A 5,450-nucleotide genomic window follows, 5' to 3' on the forward strand; every position below is an offset into this window, starting at 1 on the left:
TTTTGACAGGTTACTTTCATAACCCTGCACGTTTGGTTTCTTGTCTTGTTCAGTTTTCAAAGGTCATGCTCTTTCGAGACAACTATTATATTCTAGCACCTCAGCTAAGCTTTGTCAATACATTTTTTAAGAAAAAGAATTAACAATATTTTTAAGGTGACACTAAGACCATTATAACAAAAAAACTAGCATAAATCTAGTTTTTTCGTTTAAATTTATAATTATTTTTACACTTTATTTTTCACCATCGCTTTTAGAAGCAATTGCTGAATGGCGATAACCATATAAAAGATAAATAACTACTCCTATCACTGTTGTTAGACCAAAAGCTAACCATGTTGTCATTTCATATTGACTCATGAGTGAAAGACAGATAACAATAGATATAATTGGTAAAATTGGCACAAAAGGTGTTTTAAATTCTCCTTTTTTAGGCAGTCCTTCGTTTTTTCTTAATTTAATAATGCCATAAGCTAATATGATAAGATAAGCCAGTGTACATATGTTTAAGAATGAAGCAATACTTGCAATTGGAAATATACCTGCACAAATAGCTGCTATAACACCTACAAGAAGTGTTGCGTTTTTAGGCACTTTTTGATTTTTAGAAACTCTACTAAATGTTTTTGGTAGTAGGCCATCTCTACTGATACTATATATCATTCTAGCCAATGCATATGACATCGATATACAAACGGTGATTAACGTTAAAATAGCAACAACTGAAACATAGTTGGCTGCCCATGTTAAACCAATACTCCTGAGGGCAAAAGCAACGGCGTCACTAACATTTAATTTGGTATAATGAACCATACCAGTTAAAACAAGAGTTACAACAATATAAAGAAGAGTTACGATTGATAATGATAAAGCTATTCCTTTAGGAATGTTTTTTTGTGGTTCATTAACTTCATCAACAGCCATTGAGATTGACTCAAAACCAAGAAAAGCAAAAAACATTAGGGAAGCGCCTGCCATAATTCCTGTTTGTCCACCATAAATTTGACCAAAGCCAAACGGTGAAAAATTAGACCAATTATTTAAATTAATATGGAACACTCCTATTAGAATAAATAAAATGAGAGCAGAAAATTTTAAGACAACCAATACATTATTGAGTTTAAAAACAAATTTCGATTTTAATAACACAATACCAGTTACTAAAATAACAACTAAAATTGGAAAAAGATCTACATAGTGCCCCTTTGATGGATCAAATGTTCCATTAAGTGCTGCTGGTAATTCTAAACCGTAGCTGGACAAAAGTCCTTTAAAATAACCACCCCAACCAGAAGCAACTCCTGAAATTGCTGTTAGAAATTCCATAATAATGTACCAACCAACAATCCAAGCAGGAAATTCTCCCATTGTGCGATAGACATAACTATAAGCACCACCATTAGTTGGAATTCTGGAAGCAAATTCAGCAAAAAATAGTGCCGAAAGTCCTACTGAAACAGCTGAAATAACAATCGATATAGTAAGAGCCGGACCAGCAAAATTAGCTGCTCCAATACCTGTAACGGTCAATATTCCAGTTCCAACCATTGAACCTAAACCAAGAAAGATTAAATCGCTAACTTTAAGATGCCTATTAAGCTCCGTTTTTTTCGATAGTTCTGTCTTTTTCCTAAAAATCCCCATAAATTTCCTCGCTTCATAATAATTACACTAGTCTACCATATTATTTAGTGTTTGTAAAATTATACCAACCATACAATTTTTATACAATGAATTTATAATAAAGATTAAATAAAGAACTCTTGCCAGAGGACAAGAGCCTTTATTTTTCTTAACGAGAGCGTTTAGCTCTATATATGATAAATCCTACTAGAGCAAGAATAGCAAAACCTAGAATGCTAAACAAGATTTTATTTGACTCCCCAGTTTTTGGTAATGGTTTTTCTGGATGATGAACATTAGTAATGTCATATCCCTTAATCACTGTGGTATAACCTTTAACAGCGTCTTCTGATAGGCTATACGCGATTTTCTTTCCATTCTCATATTCTGGAAGATTCTCAAAGCTATATGACCATTTGTCTTTTGCTGTCACAATAGCATGTCTCACTTCTTTATCATTGGCATAAAGGCGAACAGTAATGGACTCTGGTCTTAACTTATCTTTATTATCGGCGTCATCCCATGTTTTCTTACCGACAACCTTAGTGGTGCTTGGGGTGTGTGTATTGGTAATTGTCACATTACCTTGATTCATTTCACCAACGGTAACAGTATAACCATCAACTTTTCCTACTTCTTTGACAGTGTAGACAATGGCTTGACCGGCTGATTTCTCATCAAGGTCTGACCATGTATAGGTCCAATTGTCTGCAGCGGTTAAGGTTACTTCGTCACCTGCTTTTTTATCGTTAGCGTACAGTTGCACTTTAATGCTATCTGGGCGAATACCATCTTGGTTGTTGGCATCATTCCAAGCTTTAGTAACTGTGATACTTGTTTTGCCTGGTTTGTAACTATTGGTAATGTTATAACCATCGATAGCAACTGTGTAGTTATCTACCTTGTTTTCTGTTACAGTGTAAACTATCTTTTGACCATTTTTGAATTCTGGTAAATCAGTAAATTCATAAGTCCAGTTGCTAGCGTCATTAACGGTTGCTGTTTGACCAGTTGGTTGTCCGTCTGCCAAGAGGTTAACCACAACTTCTGTTGGGCGAACACCGTCTTGGTTATTGGCATCATCCCATGTTTTTTTACCTTTAACACTTATTGTGCTTGGTTTGTGTTTATTTACGATGGTTACACTACCCGATATCAGCTGACCTACAGTTGTTGTATAACCATCGATTGTCCCAACTTCTTCAACAGTATAAACAATGTCTTGACCATTAGCTTTTATATCAAGATCTGACCAAGTGTAACTCCAACCTAATAAACCTTTATCCGTTAATTCAACAGCTTCTCCTAATTTTTTACCATTAGCGTAAAGTTGGACTTTGACACTATCTGGACGTAGATTATCTTGGTTATTTCCATCGTCCCATATCTTGAAAACTGTAATATTAGTTTTACCCGGAGTATAGCTATTTGTAATGTTATAACCATCAATAGTTGTTGAGTAATCTGGTACAGCATCTTCAGTAACAGTATAAGTAATACGTTGACCGTCTTTAAATTCTGGCAAATTAGTGAACTCATATGACCAATTGCTTGCTTCATTAACTGTTACGGTTTGACCTGTTGGTTGTCCGTCTGCTAAAAGGTTAACAGTAATTTCTGTTGGACGTTTACCATCTTGATTATTGGCATCATCCCATGTCTTGGTTCCAGATACTTTAATAGTGCTTGGAATATGGGTATTTGTGATATCGTAACCATTAATAACAGCATCGTATTCTGGTACAGCAACTTCTTCAACAGTATAAACGATATCTTGACCTTGTGCATTGACAACATCTAAGTCTCCAAAAGTGTATGTCCATCCTTGTGCTTCATTAGTTGTAACTGTTTTACCAGTATCAACACCATCTGCTAATAATTTAATTGTTACTTCTGTTGGACGTTTACCGTCTTGGTTATCATTATCATTCCATGTTTTAGTACCACTAATAAATGTTTTACTATTTCTATTTGTAATGGTTCGAATAGCCCCTTTATCAGTAACAGTTACTTTTATAGGTTCAGTATTTAAAATATAACCATCAGGAGCTGTAATTTCAGTGATAGTGAATTCTCCAGCAGCAATTTCAGCTTCAGAAAATACTGGAGACTGTGTTATTCCATTTGCATCATCTGTTGCTGTTAGTGTTATTTCTGAACCATCTGGTTTGGTGATTTTAAAAATTGCTCCACCAAGAGCCTTACCGGTTTCTAAGTCTGTTTTATAAATGGTGATACGATTTCCTGTTTCTATACTTATGGTACCACCGGTTGTGATACGGCTATTCCGTGTTACATTTGTTACAGTTTCGGTACGATCATCTGTTATGGTCAAATCCCCTTTATCAGAGACAACTTGTGTACTATTAACAACTACCGAACCATCTGCAGGAGCTGTTGTTCCGTAGTCAATCATAAATGGTTTTGACCCAGGATTGTTGATAGTAATATCAAATCTTGTGTATGAAGTATTGTAATTAATAGTGTAATCAACACCTTCAGTTAAAAACTGTCTATTAATAAGTTGGTAACCTTGATCAATGCCATCACCTGTGGAAACAACTAATGTCTCAGGGATAATTTGCATTGGTGCTCCTGAGTCATTGACATAGTCGGTAATTGTTAAAAAATCATATGCTTTTTGTGATGCATTAAGACGAATTCGCCAAGGATGTTGATATTGTCCCGATTTACCTAGTGCAGCAGAAGTATAAGGACGTTCTGTTAAGACACCACCATATTTAGCAAAGTTTTCTTTTCCTAATATTTCTGTATTATCTGTGCTAGCTCTTGGGATAACAGAAAGAACCACTTCTTTTTGACCAATATCCTTCATGTTTTCAAAAACAATAGTAGTTTTATCCAATGTTTCAGTCATAGTGAATTGAACAAAAAAGTTTCCTTTAACATTGATGATTTCTGTAGTCTTTTTTTGCTCTAAATACTCATCAAGGTGTTGCATTGTTATTTTGGCAACTCCTCCACTAGCTACACCGTTAGAAGTTACTGACACAGCACCTATAGCAATTCCTGTTTCTGGGTCTATCATGTCAAAGTTTGTTTCTTGAACATTGAATGGCGCAGGAATATTAAAAGTGAAAAAATCACCATTTTCTACATTGTTGTTATAAGCTGAAAGATCAAAGTCAGTTGAAAATCGATAAGAAGCATCTTTTACCAAGACATATTCTCCTGATCCATTTTTTGAAGCTTCTCTTCCATTATTAACATCCCAGATAATAACATCTGAAATAACATCATTAAGTTCTTTTGCTTCAACAGTATTTGCTGAGGCTACAATCATTCCCACAATTGCAAAAATGGCAATTAGGGTTGATTTTAAAAATAATTTTATTGATTTACCCATCTTTAAAATCCTTTCCTTTAAAATTAGACAGAAATCCAAGATAAGTCTATCACTTTGATTTATAAATAGCAAACAATTATGTGTTTTTTGAATTTTTTCACATTTTTTCATTGTCTTTCATAAAATCTTATGGTTTTTTTCTGATAAGGAGAGAAACAGAGGGTTTTTCTAGTTAATCACTAGGAAAATGATTAGTTGTTAGCGTAGCGTTTGTAAGCAAAGAGACCTGCTAAGCCTGTTATTACTAATCCTACTAAACTAAAGAATAATGTTGATGACTCCCCAGTTTTTGGTAATGGTTTTTCTGGATGATGAACATTAGTAATGTCATATCCCTTAATCACTGTGGTATAACCTTTAACAGCGTCTTCTGATAGGCTATACGCGATTTTCTTTCCATTCTCATATTCTGGAAGATTCTCAAAGCTATATGACCAGTTGTCTTTTGCTGTCACAATAG

General features: G+C 34.5%; 3 protein-coding genes. All 3 read right to left on the reverse strand.

The features are described from left to right. Window positions 1-234 precede the first annotated feature (234 nt). Window positions 235-1,644, reverse strand: coding sequence for an APC family permease (locus tag N7659_RS07840; protein ID WP_263276601.1), 1,410 nt, complete (start codon window positions 1,642-1,644; stop codon window positions 235-237). Between the two features lie 148 nt (window positions 1,645-1,792). Continuing rightward, entirely contained in the window at window positions 1,793-4,990 is a 3,198-nt protein-coding gene (locus N7659_RS08175; RefSeq protein ID WP_317629573.1) for a Cna B-type domain-containing protein, read from the reverse strand. Window positions 4,991-5,181: 191 nt separating this feature from the next. Then, window positions 5,182-5,450 (reverse strand): Cna B-type domain-containing protein (locus N7659_RS07860; RefSeq protein ID WP_263276602.1); only part of this gene is annotated, 269 nt, incomplete at its 5' end.

Source organism: Streptococcus sp. CSL10205-OR2 (genome assembly GCF_025660655.1).
In the GTDB taxonomy this organism is placed as follows: domain Bacteria; phylum Bacillota; class Bacilli; order Lactobacillales; family Streptococcaceae; genus Streptococcus.